Source organism: Agrobacterium sp. CMT1, assembly GCF_037203725.1.
GTDB lineage: Bacteria > Pseudomonadota > Alphaproteobacteria > Rhizobiales > Rhizobiaceae > Agrobacterium > Agrobacterium pusense.
Map to the genome: position 1 here is coordinate 333,900 of NZ_JBBCAR010000002.1, position 14,507 is coordinate 348,406.

A 14,507-nucleotide genomic window follows, 5' to 3' on the forward strand; every position below is an offset into this window, starting at 1 on the left:
ACGTCCAGAGGTTAGATATTACGGGCCTGATTAATAATCAGATCGCCGAATTTTTCCAGATAAAGCGCGCCTGCGACGGTGCGCTTTATCACGACATTGCGCCTGTCCCGCTCATCCCGGGCCCGGTCAACCAGCCCTAGCGTGCCGAGACTGTCGAGCGCGCGGGTGATGACCGGCTTGGTCACGCCCAGCAGGCCAGCGAGGCCGCGCACGGTATGCGGCGGCGGCACAAGATAAATCTGCAGCAGGATGGCTGTCTGACGCAAGGTCAAATCGGGCGCATCGGCCGTGACCTGCGCCATCGAGACGCGATGCCAGAGCCCGAGGGCGGCCGTGGGCGAAAGTTCTGCAGGCAAGCCGATAAACCTTCCAGTCGTTGTCCTATCGTTTTCATGCAACAGCGCGAAAAACTCAAGAACCATCCCCACAAACAGAACCGCCGCACGGCGCAGATCCGAAAGATCGCGCGGCGCGGCGGTAATTGTTGACCCATTTTTGGGCCATATGTCCCCTCTGGACTTGCAAGATGAGATGCAGAAATCGTGCCAGTTTTGCTGCGCCGCACAACTATATTTTAAATCAGGGACTTAATGGATAAATGACGCGCGCGGCGAAGGCGTTTGCAAGGCGTAAATGGCGATAAAAAGAGGCAAGAACGAACTCAATGCTTAAAAACTGTCTCCCGCCGTGACGGCGGAAGACAGGGGTATTGTGGATCAAATCTCTGCGCCGCGTGCGGCATCGACTGCATCGGCATTCTGCTGCCGATTATAGCGGATCGACGACCAGAGCGAGATACCGATCAGGGTTGCGCCGCCAAGGCCCGTGATGACTTCAGGTATATGCACCATGGTCTGCACATACATGATGACCGACAGGATCAGGATCGCATAAAAGGCGCCGTGCTCCAGATAGCGATATTCGGCAAGCGTTCCTTTCTCGACCAGCATGATTGTCATCGAGCGCACGTACATGGCGCCGATGCCGAGGCCGATGGCGATGATGAACAGGTTCTGCGTCAGCGCAAAGGCACCGATCACGCCGTCGAAGGAGAAGCTGGCGTCAAGCACTTCGAGATAAAGAAACGCACCGAAACCGCCCTTTGCTGCGCCTTCCAGCATTTCCTGGCTACGATCGAGAATGCCGCCGACAACTTCTACCAGCAGGAAGGTCAAGAGACCCCAGATCGCCGAATGGAAGAACGTGTTGGCCGCGACCGGACCGAGTTCCGGGTTGTCGCTGGCGCCGATGATGCGCGAAAAGATCAGCATGACAACAAGCACGAAGGCGATCTCGATGCCCTTGACGGAAGAATAGGTCGCAGCCTTTTCCTCGATCCAGCGCACCCAATGCACGTCCTTTTCATGGTCAAAGAAGAAGTTGAGACCGACCATCATCAGGAAGGTGCCGCCGAAAGCCGCAATCGGCAGATGGGCATCCTGCATGATTTCCGCATAACGTTCCGGCTGGGTTGCCGCCATGACGATGGCCGTCCAGGGACCGACATTGGCGGCGACGACAACGATCAGCAGCGGGAAGACGATACGCATGCCGAAAACGGCAATGAGAATGCCCCATGTCAGGAAGCGGTGCTGCCAGACCGGCGTCATGTCCTTCAGCTTGTTCGCGTTGACGATGGCGTTATCGAAAGAAAGCGAGATTTCCAGCACCGCCAAGACGACGCAGATGAAGAAGATCGTCGCGGTACCGCCAACCGTACCGGTCATTTCCCAGCCAAGATAGCCGCCGAGGATGAGACCGACGATGGTGACGATAAAAGCCCACTTGAAGTAGGAGAGCGTGGTTTTCTGGGCAGCGCTCATGTCCGGTCACCGTTCATTACGAGGACGGTTGCAGACCGACGCGGGGCGTCAGGCCGCACGCAGAAAGCACGCGCGCGAAGCACATTCAGGTTTTTCATAGTTTTTAATCCGCCGGCGAATTTTGCAGGCGGTACCGACATCACGAGAGCGCCGTAAAACTCTCGCCAGAGGGGCCCGGCACCTTTGTTTCCTCTGCCCTTGCGAGACAAATCATCGCAGGGCCCCTTCTTACTCCCTGAAGATCACGCCTTCGTCAAGTCCCGTGATCGCAACCAGAGATCAAACCTGCTCTGCGGCCAGATCTTCGGCGGTTTCGCGACGGCGTTTGAGCGTATTTTCGCGAAAGAAGATGTAAAGGCCCGAAAGAACAATCAGGCCCGCGCCGACCACGATACTTGTCTGGGGCACATCGCCGAAGAACAGCCATCCGAAAATGACCGCCCAGAGCAGCAGCGTATATTGCAGCGGCGCAACCGTTGCAGCATCGGCAAGTTTGAGCGCCCGGTTGACCAGCACATGCGCCGCCATGGCGACGACGCCGAGCAGGCCGAGGAAGGCAAGATCAAAACCGGATTGCACCGGCAGCCATCCCGACGGCGTGACGAGCACGGCGACAATGCCCGCAAGCGCCGCGCCGATGATCTGCCAGAAGGCGAGCACCGTGTCGGGCGTATTGCGCAGCTGGCGGCCGGACAACATCATGAATGCAAAGGCAGCGCTGCCGAGGATAGAAAAGAGTGCAGCGGAGGTGAGGCTTGCCGAGCTCGGCTTGAGCGCGATGAGAACGCCGACAAAACCGATGCCAATGGCCGTCCATCTACGCCAGCCGACCTTTTCTCCGAGCAGAAACGGGGAGAGCGCAGCCACGTAAATCGGCGCCGCGAGCCAATAGGTCATGACGTCCGCCAGGGGCAGCGCCGCGACCGCGAAATAGAAACAGAAAAGCTCGGCCGTGGAGAAAAAGACGCGCGCCGCCTGAAGGCCGGGCCGCTCGATTTTCACGAGGCCGGAGAGGCCGGCTCTCCAGACGATCGGAACAAGGATGACCAGCGCCGCGGCGCTTCGGATAAGGATCACCTGGCCCTGGCTGTAGGTCGATACGAGCCATTTTCCCATGGCGTCGTTCAACGCGAACAGCAGCATTCCAAGCAGCATCACGGCCACGCCGAGGCCCGTCGGCGAAAGCTTTTTTATCATAGTCGACATGTCAGTTCCGATCTCCCAATGGTGGCATTGGTCGTCCAACCAGCCGTCCTTTGTCAAGTCCAGAACGGACGGGTTTGCGTAATTAATAGTACTATTACGCCGGGGCTTCGGATATCAGGTGAAGATGCGTCGTTCTTCGGCCACGAGTTCCTGGAGAAAATTGACCACCGTGCGGACACGGACCAACTGGCGAGCGGATTCGTGATAAGCCGTCCAATAGGACCGGCTGATGGTGAGATGCGGGATGATCCGTATAAGTTCCGGATATTGGCCCGCGATGTAATTGTGCAGGATGCCGATCCCTGCACCGGATCGTACTGCCTCCGTCTGGCCGGTAGCGCTTGAGATTTCAAAGGCGGCGTCCCAGTCACGCATGATTTCGCCGGTGAAGTTCAGCGAAGGCGAAAAGATCAGGTCCTCCACGTAACCGATCCGCCGGTGGCGTTTCAGTGCCTCGACATCATCAGGCGGTCCGTAGTCAGCCAGATAATTCGCCGATGCATAGAGGCCGAGTGAATAATCGGTGAGCTTGGAAAACATCAGCCTGCCCTGTTCCGGCCTTTCGATGGTGATGGCGATATCGGCCTCACGTTGCGACAGCGAAAAGGAACGCGGCACCGGAACGAGCTGGATTTTCAGATCGGGATACCGCGCCGTCAGTCTGCCAAGCCTTGGCGCGAGGAAGGATACGCCGAGGCCGTCCGGCGCGCCGATGCGCACCGTTCCCGCAACCGCCGTATCGACGCGACCGAGATTGGCCTGGGCATTCAGCATTTCAGTTTCCATGCGCTCCGCACTCGCAAGAAGCCGCTGACCCTCCTCCGTCAGTTCGCAGCCATTGGTGCTGCGCAGGAAGAGCTGGGTGCCGATGGCGGCTTCCAGCGCGGAAACCCGGCGGCTGAGAGTGGCGTGGTTCACACCGAGCTTTCTGGCCGCGGAAAGAAACTGGCCGCTTCGCGCCACGCTCAGGAACAAACGTACATCATCCCAGTTCATGCCACGTTCCTTGTGTCTATTTTTGCACAATTGATGCTTATTTCAGGCGATTGATTTGTGCAAATCGAAAGGCAATGCTGCGCCATCACATTCTGGAGGAACACCATGAAGGAAATCGGTCATTTCATTAATGGCAAACATGTGCCGGGCACCAGCGGCCGCACATCGAATGTCTACAATCCGGCCACGGGCGAAGTTCAGGCTACGGTCGCGCTTGCCAGCGACGCCGAACTGCGCGCGGCTGTCGAAAGCGCCAAGGCGGCACAGCCGAAATGGGCTGCGACCAATCCGCAGCGTCGTGCCCGCGTTTTCTTCAAGTTCGTCGAACTTCTGAACCGAGACATGAACGAGTTGGCGGTGCTGCTCTCCAGCGAGCACGGCAAGACCGTCGAAGATTCCAAGGGCGATATCGTCCGCGGGCTTGAAGTCTGCGAATTCGTCTGCGGCATTCCGCATCTGCAGAAGGGTGAGTTCACCGAAGGCGCGGGCCCGGCCATCGACATGTATTCGATCCGCCAGCCGGTCGGCATCGGCGCAGGCATCACCCCGTTCAACTTCCCCGGCATGATCCCGATGTGGATGTTCGCCCCGGCGATCGCCTGCGGCAACGCCTTCATCCTCAAGCCTTCCGAGCGCGACCCGTCGCTGCCGATCCGCCTCGCGGAACTGATGATCGAAGCCGGTCTTCCGGCCGGCATCCTGAACGTCGTCAACGGCGACAAGGGTGCCGTCGACGCCATCCTCACCGATCCCGATATCGGCGCGGTTTCCTTCGTCGGCTCGACGCCGATCGCCCGTTACGTCTATGGCACCGCTGCAATGAACGGCAAGCGCGCGCAGTGCTTCGGCGGCGCGAAGAACCACATGATCATCATGCCGGACGCCGATCTCGATCAGGCCGTGAACGCGCTGATGGGCGCCGGTTACGGTTCGGCCGGCGAGCGCTGCATGGCTGTTTCCGTCGCAGTTCCTGTCGGCGAAGAGACGGCAAACCGTCTCGTTGAAAAGCTCATTCCGCAGATCGAGGCACTGAAGATCGGTCCTTACACCGACGACAAGGCCGATATGGGCCCGCTCGTCACCAAGGAAGCCCAGACGCGCGTCAAGGGCCTGATCGACAGCGGCGTGGAACAGGGCGCAAAGCTCCTGGTCGACGGCCGCGACTTCAAGCTGCAGGGCTATGAAGACGGCTATTTTGTCGGCGGCTGCCTGTTCGACCACGTCACCCCTGACATGGACATCTACAAAACGGAAATCTTCGGACCGGTTCTGTCGGTCGTTCGTGCCAAGAACTACGAAGAGGCGCTGGAACTGCCGATGAAGCATGAATATGGCAACGGCGTCGCCATCTTCACCCGCGACGGCGATGCAGCCCGCGATTTCGCAAGCCGCGTCAATATCGGCATGATCGGCATCAACGTTCCGATCCCGGTTCCGCTCGCCTACCATTCCTTCGGCGGCTGGAAGGCTTCGAGCTTCGGCGACCTCAACCAGCACGGCACGGATTCGATCAAGTTCTGGACGAAGACCAAGACCATCACCTCGCGCTGGCCGTCTGGCATCAAGTCGGGTGCCGAATTCGTCATGCCGACGATGAAATAAGCCGCAAGCAGGCAATACAAAAAAGCCCCGCTGTTTTGCAGCGGGGCTTTTTTGACTGGAATTCATCGTGCTGGAAGCAGGGCCCGAGATCAGTTGGTCGGGCCGTCATTAAAGCCCACTTCGTCCACCAGTTCGGATGCCTGCTTGCGATGGGCGGCGATGTCCGTCAGCGGCAACTTGTCCGGATTGATGGGGCCGAAGCCCTTGACCACATCCGACGGCTCGGCGCCGGGCAGCACCGGATATTCGAAGACCTGCCTGGCATAGATTTCCTGTGCCTCGCGCGATGCCAGGAATTCCATGAGTTTCAGGGCATTGTCCTTGTTGGGGGCGTATTTCGTCAGGGCCATGCCGGAAATATTCACATGGGTGCCGCGGTCGCCCGCATTGGGAAAGATGACGCGCACGGATCCCGCCCATTCCTTTTCTTCCGGCTCGCGGTCATTTGTCAGCATCAGGCCGACATAATAGGTGTTGCCAAGGGCAATATCACACTCCCCGGAAAAGATTGATTTCGCCTGGCTGCGGTCGGTTCCATCAGGTTTGCGGGCAAGGTTGTTCTTCAGGCCGGTAAGCCAGGTGCGGGTATAATCGACACCATGATGTGCAATCATTGAGGCGATCAGCGCAATATTATAGGAATGCTGGCCGTCGCGAATGCAGATCTTGCCCTTCCATTTCGGATCCGCCAGTTCCTCATAGGTGATATCCTTCTGGCTCACCCGCTCCTTCGAGGCATAGACAACCCGGCCGCGTGTCGTCAGGCCGAACCATTCGCCCTCGGGATCACGCAGATTGGCGGGGATATCCTTTTCGATGACGGGATCGTTGAGAACAGGCTGCGTGACACCGCCCTCCTTGGCCTCGACCAGACGGGCGATATCGACCGTCAACAGCACATCGGCCGGCGAATTGACGCCTTCTGCCTGGATGCGTTCCACCAGTCCCTTGTCGAGAAAAAGAACATTCGTCTCTATTCCCGTTTCCTTGGTAAAGGCGTCGAGCAGCGGCTGGATCAATTCAGGCTGGCGATAGGAATAGACATTAACCTCTCCCTCTGCCCAGGCTTTGGGTGTGCAGGAAAGGATCATCATCCCTGAAAAAACGGCAGCGGAAAAATATGATTTCAAGCTTGCCATTGTGAATGCCTCCATTACATTCCGATTCTTGACTTGTTTGTTCATGAATCATGAAGGCGGTCAACAAGGCTGTTTGAGAAATCTCGGATGGATGCCAGTTTTTTCGGTTTCTGGAATTGTTCTAAACTGAAAAAGAGACTATATAACTCCACATTGAGAGTTAGGAGACCAGCATGCGCTTGACCAAACAGACCAACTATGCCGTGCGCATGTTGATGTACTGCGCCGCAAATGAAGGCCATCTGAGCCGCATTCCGGAGATTGCCAAGGCCTATGGCGTTTCCGAGCTGTTCCTGTTCAAGATCCTCCAGCCGCTCAACAAAGCCGGCCTGGTGGAAACAGTTCGCGGCCGCAATGGCGGCGTGCGGCTTGGCAAGCCTGCCGAAAAGATCAGCCTGTTCGATGTGGTCAGGGTCACCGAAGACAGCTTCGCCATGGCGGAATGTTTCGAGGACGGCGCCGTCGAATGTCCTCTTGTTGACAGCTGCGGCCTGAATTCGGCACTGCGCAAGGCGCTCAACGCCTTCTTCGACGTGCTGGCCGAATATTCGATCGACGATCTCGTCAAGGCTCGGCCGCAGATCAACTTTCTGCTTGGCCTCGACACCACGATGCCGAAGGTCGCTGCCCTTCCGGCTGCATGATCGTCTTATTGCTTCCCTGGCGATTACACCATAGCCCGTGCCCATGAGGTCACGGGCTTTTCTTTAAGGAAGCCGCGCGAGACAGATCTTTAAGGAAGCCGCGCGAGACAGAATATTTTTGATCCCGCGTGTTGACCTCGCGAACGGAAGCGGCGCATTTGGTCGCGAGCTTTTTCAAGCAACCAATCAGCGTCGCAATGATCATCAAGCCTGAATTCCATACATTTGCGCTTACCGCGCTCATCGGCAGCATAGGTGCGCTGCTCGCCAGCCTCATCGATATCCCGGCACCCTTTCTATCCGGCCCGGCACTTGCGGTGACGATCTCTGGACTGGCAGGCCTCAGGCTTGGCATTCCCGCCTTCATCCGCAATGCCTGTTTCGTCGTTGTCGGCATTTCGATGGGAACGAGCGTGACGCCCTCCGTGATAGACGCTGCGAAGACCTGGCCGGTGAGCTTTGTCGTCGTCCTCGTCGCTGTCGTCATCATGCTCTATGTCGCTTACTGGATACTGCATTACGGTTTCGGTTACGACCGGACCACGGCAATGCTCGGCGCTTCCCCCGGCCACCTCAGCTATATCATCAGCCTCGGGGCCGAGACGAAAAGCGACCTCGCAACCGTCAGCATCGTGCAAAGCGTCAGGGTACTTGCGCTCACTCTTTCCGTACCGCTGATCGTGGAATATTTCGATCTTGTCAGCACCGAACCGCTCCTCACCAAACCGCCGATGGATCTCCTCACCTTGGGACTGACCATCGTCGCTTCCCTGATGACCGGCTGGCTTTTCCTGCGCTGGAAGTTTCCTGCTGCCCTGCTGCTCGGCGGCGTCGCGATCTCCATTGGCACGCATATTACCGGCCTCACTGAAGGCGGCGTCCCGACCTGGCTCAGCCTTCCAGTGTATGTGCTGATCGGCTGCCTGATCGGGACACGGTTTTCGAATGTCTCGCTGATGGAGGTGCGCAAGGGCTTTGTAGCGGGCTTTGTCGTCACCATCGCCGTCATGGTGATCGCCGGCAGTATTGCCTGGATGATTTCCCACGTGACCGGCGTTCCGCTCAATGCGGTAATGATCGCCTATTCACCGGGTGGCCTCGAAACCATGGCTGCGATGGCGGTCATGATGCACGCAGATACCGCCTATGTCGGCTCGCATCACGTCATCAGGCTTCTGTTCCTGTCGGTTCTTATGCCGCTCGTCATGGGAAAGGATGCCCGAAAACGAGACGGCGAAACCTGACATCTGCCGGAAAAATGCTGGCAGCAGCATTGCAACCTTTTTCTCTCCGGTACGTTCAGGCTTAGCCGCAATTGCGGGCGGCGACCTTTCGCCTGTTCGGCAGGCTGACCCATCGGAGGACCATTCATGAACCGCTTGATGACGTTGACGGGCGCCGGACTTGCGCTTGCCTTTTCTGTTTCGATCGCTCAGGCGCAAGTGGTCGTGTCGTCGAAAATCGACACGGAGGGTGGCGTTCTCGGCAACATCATTCTCGCCGTTCTCAGCAAGAACAATATCGAGACGACGGATCGCATTCAGCTCGGCGCAACGCCAGTCGTCAGAAAGGCGATTACCGCGGGCGAGATCGACATCTACCCCGAATATACCGGCAACGCCGCCTTCTTTTTCTCCAAGGCGGATGACCCGCTCTGGAAGGACGCCGCCAAGGCCTACCAGGAAGCAAAGACGCTCGACTATGACGCCAACAAGATCGTTTGGCTGACGCCCTCCCCGGCCAACAATACCTGGGCAATCGCGCTGCGAAAGGATGTTGCGGACAAAAACAAGCTGAAGACGCTCTCCGATTTCGGCAAATATGTTGCCGACGGCGGTGAAGTGGTTCTTGCCGCTTCTTCCGAATTCGTCAACTCGGCTGCTGCCCTGCCGGCGTTTCAGACCACTTATGGCTTCACCATGAAGCCGGACCAGTTGATCACGCTGTCCGGCGGCGATACGGCCGCTACCATCGCAGCCGCAGCCAACCAGACCAACAACGCCAATGCCGCCATGGTCTACGGCACGGATGGCGGCATCGCCTCGTCCGGTCTTGTGGTGCTGGAGGACGACAAACATGTGCAGCCTGTCTATCAGCCGGCGCCCATCATTCGCGAAGAAGTCCTGAAAAAGCATCCGAATATCGAGGAACTTTTGAAACCGGTGTTTGAAAAGCTCGATCTGGCGACCCTGCAGGAGCTTAACGCCCGTGTGCAGGTGGGCGGCGAGCAGGCAAAAACCGTCGCGCTCGACTTCCTGACCAAGAACGGCTTCGTCAAGTAATAGTCTGTGGTTCCGGGCGACGGGTCGGGAAAAATTCGTTCTTCCGGCCTTCGCCTGATCGATGAGACAGGGGAGCGGGATTTGACGAAATGGCCTGACAAGGTGGGGGTGGTGATTTCATGCCTGCTTCTCTATGCGCTTCTCGTGGCGCCCTTCATGACATTCCGTGCGAACCGGATCGTTCAGGGTGAGACACGAACGGTTTTCGAAGCCCTCCCGGCTTCGGCTGCCGCCATTATCACCACCGTCGTTCTTCTTGCTGCATTCATCGCGTTCTTTCGCTTTTCCGCCCGCCTCAAACTCACGATTGCGCTAGTCGGGCTTGCAGTACTGGCGGTTTTCGTCGGTCAGGCTGCTTCTTTCCTGACACCGGAGGGCAATAGTTTTGCCCGCGTCTCGCCTGCCAGCGGTTTCTGGCTGATTTTTGCCGGGCTGGCTCTGCTTGCTACGGATTGTATAGCCCGTCTCAGGCCCAGGCCCGTCGTTCGGATTTTGCTGTTGCTGCTGGCGGCGGCTGCACTTGCGGCCGTGCTGACAAGCGGTCTCTGGAACGATCTCTCGATCATCAGGGAATATACCGGGAGAGCCGACACATTCTGGACCGAGGCACTGCGGCACGTGCAGCTCGCCATCGGCTCGCTCGTTGCGGCGACGCTCGTGGGCATTCCGCTCGGCCTCCTCTGCTACAAGGTGGAGCGGCTGCGGGCGGGCGTGCTGAACACCCTCAACATCGTCCAGACCATACCCTCCATCGCTCTTTTCGGTTTGCTGATCGCGCCGCTTGGATGGATCGCAGCGACGGTGCCGGGCGCGGCAAAGATCGGCATCGCCGGCATAGGCATGGCGCCCGCCTTCGTGGCGCTATTTCTCTATTCGCTGCTACCGGTGGTTTCCAACACGGTGGTTGGCCTTTCCGGCGTTTCGCGAGCAGTCCGGGAGGCGGCGCGCGGACTCGGGATGACTTCGACGCAAAGCCTGCTGCGGGTGGAGTTTCCGCTGGCCATGCCGGTCATCCTCACCGGCATCCGCATCGTGCTGGTGCAGAATATCGGGCTCGCGACGATCGCGGCGCTGATTGGCGGCGGTGGTTTTGGCGTTTTCGTCTTCCAGGGCATCGGGCAGACGGCGATGGACCTCGTGCTGCTGGGTACCGTGCCGACCGTTCTCCTCGGCTTTGCGGCAGCAATCACGCTTGACGCCCTCATCGACAGCAATCTCTTCAGCTCAGGCGGAAGGCAAAAGGCATGATCGAGATCGACACCATCACGAAGCGATATGGCGATACGACCGTTGTGGACCAGGTGTCCCTGACGGTCGCGCCGCGCACCGTCACCGTCATCGTCGGCACGTCGGGGTCGGGAAAAACCACCCTGCTGCGCATGATAAACCGGCTGGTGGAGCCAACTTCCGGCGCAATCCGAATAGACGGAAAAGATGCCAGCGCGATATCCGGATTCAGGCTTCGCCGCCAGATAGGCTATGCCATTCAGGGCCATGGCCTGTTTCCGCATCGAACGGTGGCGGAGAATATCGCGACCGTGCCGCAGCTGATCGGCTGGGACCGCAAACGCATCGCTGCGAAGATCGATGCGCTGATGCATCTCTTCCAGCTCGAACCTGCGCTTTATGCCGAGCGTTTCCCACATGAACTTTCCGGAGGCCAGCAGCAGCGTGTCGGCGTGGCGCGGGCGCTGGCCGCTGAACCGAACATTCTCCTGATGGACGAGCCATTCGGCGCTCTCGATCCGGTTATTCGCGCCAAGGCCCAGAAAGACCTCATCGATATACAGAAGAAGCTTGGCGTGACCATCGTTTTCGTCACGCACGACATGGACGAGGCTTTTCATCTGGCTGATCGTATCGCAGTCATGGACAAGGGACGTATCGTGCAGGACTGTCCGCCGGCAGAACTGGTGCTGAAACCCGCGAATGACTTCGTGCGCACCATGATCGGGGAAAACGAACGCGCGCTGAAACTGCTCTCGGTCCTCTCGGTTGCCGATGTCGTTGAGCCGGGAAGCGCCGAGGGCGAGCCGCTAAGCGAACATACAAGCCAGCGCGACGCGCTTTCGGCCATGTTATGGGCGGGCCGCGATGTCCTGCCAGTAATAAAAGACAGCGGACAGCCCGCGGGCCTGGTGCGGCGTGACGTTCTCCTCCAGCGCGCCGCCGGAAACCGATGAGAAAAGCCGCTTCTTTCTTCGCCCTGGGATTTCTGGTGCTGGCGCTGATGGCGTTTCTTGCCTCGCCCCAGAGCTTCTCGCCCCTGTTCAGCCCCCTTGTGCAAGCCAATGCGCCAGCCATCTACACGCAGGCCAATCTGCTTTCCCTCACCCTTTCGCATCTCGCCACTGTTGCTATCGCAACGGGGTTTGCCACGATGATGGCGGGTGCGCTCGCCATTCTCGTAACCCGACCCTTCGGAAGGGATTTCCTTCCGCTCTCCCGCAGCATCGTCAATATCGGCCAGACCTTTCCCCCCGTGGCGGTGCTGGCGCTTGCGGTGCCGATAATCGGTTTTGGCGAAAAACCCACTCTGATCGCGCTGTTTCTTTATGCCCTGCTGCCCGTCTTCGAAAATACGCTGACCGGACTTACCACCCTTCCGCCAGCAGTGGTGGATGCCGCAAGAGGCAGCGGCATGACCGGCTGGCAACGGCTCGTAAAAGTGGAGCTGCCGCTCGCCCTGCCGGCCATCCTCGCCGGGATCCGACTTTCGGCGGTCATCAGCCTTTCCACCGCCACCATCGGCTCAACGGTTGCCGCAAGGACGCTTGGGGAAGTTATCATCGCCGGCCTGCAATCCAACAATCTCGCTTTCATCCTTCAAGGCGGGCTTATCGTTGCGGCACTGGCGATCCTGATACACACCGGCTTTTCCGCCCTGGAAAGGACCGCGGCCCGCAGAACCGGGCAATGACCCTGAGATGCGTCACATTTTATATTCCCGACATTCGCCGCACATGGTAGGGGCAAACCGTCGAAACAGAAATTTCAGAGGTTCGGGTGACACAGGCAATCGTCGTGATGGGAGTGAGCGGTTCTGGCAAGTCCACGGTCGCGGAAGGTCTGGCGGAGAAACTGGGCATTGCCTTTATTGAGGGCGATAAACTCCACCCCAAATCCAATGTCGACAAGATGTCAGAGGGTATTCCCCTTACTGATGAAGACCGCTGGCCCTGGCTCGATCTCGTCGGCGCGGAACTTCGCAAAGGCAGCGAAAGCAACGGTGTTGTCGTTTCCTGCTCGGCGCTCAAGAAAATCTATCGCGACCGCCTCCGCCAGGCCACAGGCGGCCCGCTGGCTTTCGTCTATCTGGATGGCAGTCTGGAGCTGCTTAGCCGGCGGATGGGCGAGCGGAAGGGTCATTTCATGCCGCTCTCGCTGCTTCAGACCCAGCTTGCCACGCTGGAAGTACCGACGGGAGAGCCCGGCGTCGTGGCCGTCAGCATCGATACGACCCCGGAAGAGATCGTTTCGAACGCGCTTTCCGCTTTGAAAACGGTCGTGTTTTAAAGCCCGAGCCTGTCTCTCAGGCCATACCACCAGGCGCCAAGTACGGTCAGCGGAACGCGGAACGTCTTGCCACCCGGGAAGGGATAGTTCGGCAAGGAGCTCCAGATATCAAAACGTTCGGCGTGGCCTGCGACGGCCTCGCCCAATATCTTGCCGAGCAGATGCGTGGTCGTTACCCCGTGACCGCTGTCGCCATGGGAAAAGTAGATATTGTCCGACAGTTTGCCCATGTGCGGAATACGCGTCAGGGTCAAGGCGAAGTTGCCGCTCCAGGCATACTCAATCTTTATCTTTTCCAGCTGCGGGAAGGTCTTCAGCATGTTCGGGCGGATCACGCCTGTCAGGTCGGCCGGATCGCTGCCGCCATAACCAATACCTCCGCCGTAAAGCAGACGGTTGTCCGAGGTGCGACGGTAATAATCGAGAATGTAATTGGCATCTTCGACGCAGTAATTGGCGGGCAGAAGCGCCTCAATCAGATCGGCATTAAGGGGCTCCGTTGCCATGACCTGGCTCGAGACCGGCATCATCCTTTCGCCGATTTCCGGCAGCAATTTGCCGAGATAAGCATTGCCGCAAACGAGAACATATTTCGCCCTCACGCTGCCCGTTGCCGTCCGCACGACGGGGTTTTCCCCCTGCTCTACCGCAATGACCCGCGAATTTTCGAATATCCGAGCGCCCAGGCTTTCGGCAGCCGCCGCCTCGCCCTGCACGAGATTAAGAGGATGGATATGGCCACCGAAACGATCGATCATGCCACCGGCGTAACGATCGGTCTTCACGTAGCGGCCGACATCCGCTCCGGAGACCATTTCCAGGCCGCCATGACCATGTTTTTCCCAATGGGCCTTGTGTGCCTCCATTTCGCGAATCTGCTTTGACGTGAAGGCGGCGAAGAAACCGCCGTCGACCAGATCGCAGTCGATGGCATATTTGGTGACGCGGTTGCGGATGATCGCGCCGCCTTCAAGCGACATCTCCCCAAGCTTCACTGCCTTGTCATGCCCGTAGCGGCCGGCGATGGTCTCGAGATCCCGGCTGTAACCGTTGACGATCTGCCCGCCGTTGCGCCCCGACGCGCCGAAGCCGACCCGCACGCCTTCCAGCACAATGACCGCGTAGCCACGTTCACTGAGTTCAAGGGCGGCGGAAATGCCGGTGAAACCGCCGCCGATCACGCAGACATCGGCTTCCAGCGCGCCCTCAAGCGTCGGCCGCACGGTTTTGACATTAGCGGAGGCCGCATACCATGACGATGTGTGGCCGGGATTGGGAATGTTGGTGACCTCAGCCATT

The 14,507-nt window shown here is 58.7% G+C and carries 15 protein-coding genes; 8 read left to right on the forward strand and 7 right to left on the reverse strand.

The window, feature by feature from the left end:
- Window positions 1-11 precede the first annotated feature (11 nt).
- The 4 genes from WA845_RS04315 to WA845_RS04330 form a co-directional block, all read right to left on the reverse strand.
- Window positions 12-356, reverse strand: a complete 345-nt coding sequence (locus WA845_RS04315; RefSeq protein ID WP_112556176.1) for a MarR family transcriptional regulator — start codon at window positions 354-356, stop codon at window positions 12-14.
- Between the two features lie 360 nt (window positions 357-716).
- A complete protein-coding gene (locus WA845_RS04320) occupies window positions 717-1,823 on the reverse strand; it encodes a DUF475 domain-containing protein (protein ID WP_004439293.1) in 1,107 nt (368 codons plus the stop codon).
- A 279-nt stretch (window positions 1,824-2,102) separates the two neighbouring features.
- The gene (locus tag WA845_RS04325; RefSeq protein ID WP_006699764.1) at window positions 2,103-3,020 is read right to left on the reverse strand and encodes a DMT family transporter; all 918 of its coding nucleotides are present in this window, start codon (window positions 3,018-3,020) and stop codon (window positions 2,103-2,105) included.
- A 123-nt stretch (window positions 3,021-3,143) separates the two neighbouring features.
- Complete coding sequence (locus WA845_RS04330) at window positions 3,144-4,025, reverse strand: LysR family transcriptional regulator (protein WP_112556038.1); 882 nt, start codon at window positions 4,023-4,025, stop codon at window positions 3,144-3,146.
- 105 nt (window positions 4,026-4,130) lie between these two features.
- On the opposite strand from WA845_RS04330, the gene WA845_RS04335 reads away from it, so the two are divergent.
- The gene (locus WA845_RS04335; RefSeq protein WP_004439286.1) at window positions 4,131-5,627 is read left to right on the forward strand and encodes a CoA-acylating methylmalonate-semialdehyde dehydrogenase; all 1,497 of its coding nucleotides are present in this window, start codon (window positions 4,131-4,133) and stop codon (window positions 5,625-5,627) included.
- Between the two features lie 89 nt (window positions 5,628-5,716).
- Here WA845_RS04335 and WA845_RS04340 read toward each other — a convergent pair whose 3' ends face one another.
- Window positions 5,717-6,721, reverse strand: a complete 1,005-nt coding sequence (locus WA845_RS04340; protein ID WP_337322213.1) for a Fe(3+) ABC transporter substrate-binding protein — start codon at window positions 6,719-6,721, stop codon at window positions 5,717-5,719.
- A gap of 218 nt (window positions 6,722-6,939) precedes the next feature.
- Here WA845_RS04340 and rirA point away from each other — a divergent pair, with 218 nt between their 5' ends.
- Entirely contained in the window at window positions 6,940-7,410 is a 471-nt protein-coding gene (gene rirA, locus WA845_RS04345) for an iron-responsive transcriptional regulator RirA (RefSeq protein ID WP_004439283.1), read from the forward strand.
- Window positions 7,411-7,459: 49 nt separating this feature from the next.
- Here rirA and WA845_RS04350 read toward each other — a convergent pair whose 3' ends face one another.
- Complete coding sequence (locus WA845_RS04350; RefSeq protein ID WP_162719261.1) at window positions 7,460-7,615, reverse strand: hypothetical protein; 156 nt, start codon at window positions 7,613-7,615, stop codon at window positions 7,460-7,462.
- Between WA845_RS04350 and WA845_RS04355 the strand changes: the two genes are divergently transcribed.
- From WA845_RS04355 to WA845_RS04380, 6 genes are all read left to right on the forward strand, one after another.
- Window positions 7,608-8,654 carry an AbrB family transcriptional regulator gene (locus WA845_RS04355; RefSeq protein WP_022555415.1) on the forward strand — a complete coding sequence of 349 codons (1,047 nt, stop codon included), beginning with the start codon at window positions 7,608-7,610 and terminating at the stop codon, window positions 8,652-8,654. The two genes, WA845_RS04350 and WA845_RS04355, sit on opposite strands and share 8 nt — an antisense overlap.
- Before the next feature lie 126 nt (window positions 8,655-8,780).
- Window positions 8,781-9,692 carry a glycine betaine ABC transporter substrate-binding protein OsmF gene (gene osmF / locus WA845_RS04360; protein ID WP_337322206.1) on the forward strand — a complete coding sequence of 304 codons (912 nt, stop codon included), beginning with the start codon at window positions 8,781-8,783 and terminating at the stop codon, window positions 9,690-9,692.
- A gap of 81 nt (window positions 9,693-9,773) precedes the next feature.
- A complete protein-coding gene (locus tag WA845_RS04365) occupies window positions 9,774-10,940 on the forward strand; it encodes an ABC transporter permease subunit (RefSeq protein ID WP_162719262.1) in 1,167 nt (388 codons plus the stop codon).
- A complete protein-coding gene (locus tag WA845_RS04370; protein WP_112556044.1) occupies window positions 10,937-11,875 on the forward strand; it encodes an ATP-binding cassette domain-containing protein in 939 nt (312 codons plus the stop codon). The genes WA845_RS04365 and WA845_RS04370 overlap by 4 nt, the downstream gene beginning before the upstream one ends.
- Window positions 11,872-12,612 carry an ABC transporter permease gene (locus WA845_RS04375; protein ID WP_072493827.1) on the forward strand — a complete coding sequence of 247 codons (741 nt, stop codon included), beginning with the start codon at window positions 11,872-11,874 and terminating at the stop codon, window positions 12,610-12,612. The genes WA845_RS04370 and WA845_RS04375 overlap by 4 nt, the downstream gene beginning before the upstream one ends.
- Window positions 12,613-12,719: 107 nt before the next feature.
- Entirely contained in the window at window positions 12,720-13,208 is a 489-nt protein-coding gene (locus tag WA845_RS04380) for a gluconokinase (protein ID WP_034496349.1), read from the forward strand.
- On the opposite strand, the gene WA845_RS04385 is transcribed toward WA845_RS04380, so the two are convergent.
- The gene (locus tag WA845_RS04385) at window positions 13,205-14,506 is read right to left on the reverse strand and encodes an NAD(P)/FAD-dependent oxidoreductase (protein WP_037089485.1); all 1,302 of its coding nucleotides are present in this window, start codon (window positions 14,504-14,506) and stop codon (window positions 13,205-13,207) included. The genes WA845_RS04380 and WA845_RS04385 overlap by 4 nt on opposite strands.
- Between the last annotated feature and the right edge of the window lies 1 nt (window position 14,507).

Coding starts and splice junctions, on each gene's coding strand:
- WA845_RS04350 (WP_162719261.1), bottom strand. CDS start 7,615: ATGATCATTGCGACGCTGATTGGTTGCTTGAAAAAGCTCGCGACCAAA.
- WA845_RS04375 (WP_072493827.1), top strand. CDS start 11,872: ATGAGAAAAGCCGCTTCTTTCTTCGCCCTGGGATTTCTGGTGCTGGCG.
- WA845_RS04325 (WP_006699764.1), bottom strand. CDS start 3,020: ATGATAAAAAAGCTTTCGCCGACGGGCCTCGGCGTGGCCGTGATGCTG.
- WA845_RS04370 (WP_112556044.1), top strand. CDS start 10,937: ATGATCGAGATCGACACCATCACGAAGCGATATGGCGATACGACCGTT.
- osmF (WP_337322206.1), top strand. CDS start 8,781: ATGAACCGCTTGATGACGTTGACGGGCGCCGGACTTGCGCTTGCCTTT.
- WA845_RS04340 (WP_337322213.1), bottom strand. CDS start 6,721: ATGATGATCCTTTCCTGCACACCCAAAGCCTGGGCAGAGGGAGAGGTT.
- WA845_RS04380 (WP_034496349.1), top strand. CDS start 12,720: ATGGGAGTGAGCGGTTCTGGCAAGTCCACGGTCGCGGAAGGTCTGGCG.
- WA845_RS04330 (WP_112556038.1), bottom strand. CDS start 4,025: ATGAACTGGGATGATGTACGTTTGTTCCTGAGCGTGGCGCGAAGCGGC.
- rirA (WP_004439283.1), top strand. CDS start 6,940: ATGCGCTTGACCAAACAGACCAACTATGCCGTGCGCATGTTGATGTAC.
- WA845_RS04355 (WP_022555415.1), top strand. CDS start 7,608: ATGATCATCAAGCCTGAATTCCATACATTTGCGCTTACCGCGCTCATC.
- WA845_RS04320 (WP_004439293.1), bottom strand. CDS start 1,823: ATGAGCGCTGCCCAGAAAACCACGCTCTCCTACTTCAAGTGGGCTTTT.
- WA845_RS04335 (WP_004439286.1), top strand. CDS start 4,131: ATGAAGGAAATCGGTCATTTCATTAATGGCAAACATGTGCCGGGCACC.
- WA845_RS04385 (WP_037089485.1), bottom strand. CDS start 14,506: ATGGCTGAGGTCACCAACATTCCCAATCCCGGCCACACATCGTCATGG.